Below are 1,211 nucleotides of genomic sequence, written 5' to 3' on the forward strand. Positions count from 1 at the left end.
ACGCCGGATGGCGTCGGCCACACCTTTCTGCTCCGGGGCAGCCGGTGGACTACGCCTGGGTGCGCAGCAGCACGACGTCGTCGTGGTCCAGGTCGCCGACCCGCTTGGTGCGCCTGCCGACCACCTCGAACCCGCTCTTGCGGTAGAACGCCTGGGCGCGCTCGTTGCGCGCGTTGGTGCCGAGCCAGAGGGGGAGGCCCGGGCCGAGCTCGGCCGCGGCCTCGACCGCGCCCCGCATGAGGGCGCCGGCCACCCCTCCGCCCAGGACGTCGGGATGCACGTAGATCTTGGAGAGCTCGACGTACGGCGCCTCGCGTCCGCTCGCCGCGCGGACGGCGTCGGTCTCCGCCGCGCTGTCGGGCGCACCCAGCACGAGGAGCACGTAGCCGAGCAGGCGCGCGCCGTCGTCGTGGACGAGCAGCGCGTGCTCCGCGCTGGTGGCCCACCCGCGGAAATGTCCAAGGGTCAGCTTGTGCGCGATGTGCACGGCCATGTCGGACGGCGGGGTGCCGGGCGGGCAGGCCAGGGGAAAGGTGAGGGCCGCGAGCCAGGCGGTCTCGGCCGCGTCGTCGACGGTCGCCCGGCGCACGACGCCGGTAGGGGTGCGCAGGGCGGTGCCGTTGCCGGCATCCGACGCCGGTGGGTGCTCAGGAGTCACGACACGAACGTAGTACGGCTACCCCTGGGTGCTCCGGGGCAGGGGAGCGGAAAAAGCCGGTGCGGATCCGGGTAACAAACCTTCGTCGAGGTGCGCATCCGGGGAACCTGTGCGTCATGTGGCGTGGCCCCGGTCACAAGTGTCGTCCCGGGTTCCGCAAGGAAGCGATCAAATGCCCTCTGACCTGCGGAAACACCATGTGCCCCAGGCCACTCCCGCTGAGTTGGCGCGTACGCGGGATCGTGTGTAATGTTCTCCAGGTCAGCCCGACGGGCAGACGGACACGGGGCCCGAAAGGGACCGGGTGGCCGCGCCGGGGTTGAAACCCACATCGAAAGATCGAGGAACTTTGTGTTCCCCGGAATCGGTGGGGTAGCCATTTTCGGCGGGCAGGTTGCAATTCCTTCCAGTTTTCACAAACTGAAGCGAATTTGATCGGCCGAAAGAATCTGGTAAGGTTAAGGAACTGCCCCGGACAGGGAAGCGATCGGAAAGATTGCGAACTGACGGTGTGCGTCGGTTGTTTGAGAACTCAACAGTGTGCTTGATAGTC

General features: G+C 67.5%; 1 protein-coding gene. It reads right to left on the reverse strand.

All coding sequences use genetic code 11. The annotated features are described in order from the left end of the window. Window positions 1-49: 49 nt before the first annotated feature. Complete coding sequence (locus tag ACFU5G_RS29895; protein WP_377252789.1) at window positions 50-658, reverse strand: GNAT family N-acetyltransferase; 609 nt, start codon at window positions 656-658, stop codon at window positions 50-52. Window positions 659-1,211 lie beyond the last annotated feature (553 nt).

The sequence above is a fragment of the Promicromonospora sp. NPDC057488 genome, from assembly GCF_042802395.1.
Taxonomy (GTDB): domain Bacteria; phylum Actinomycetota; class Actinomycetes; order Actinomycetales; family Cellulomonadaceae; genus Promicromonospora.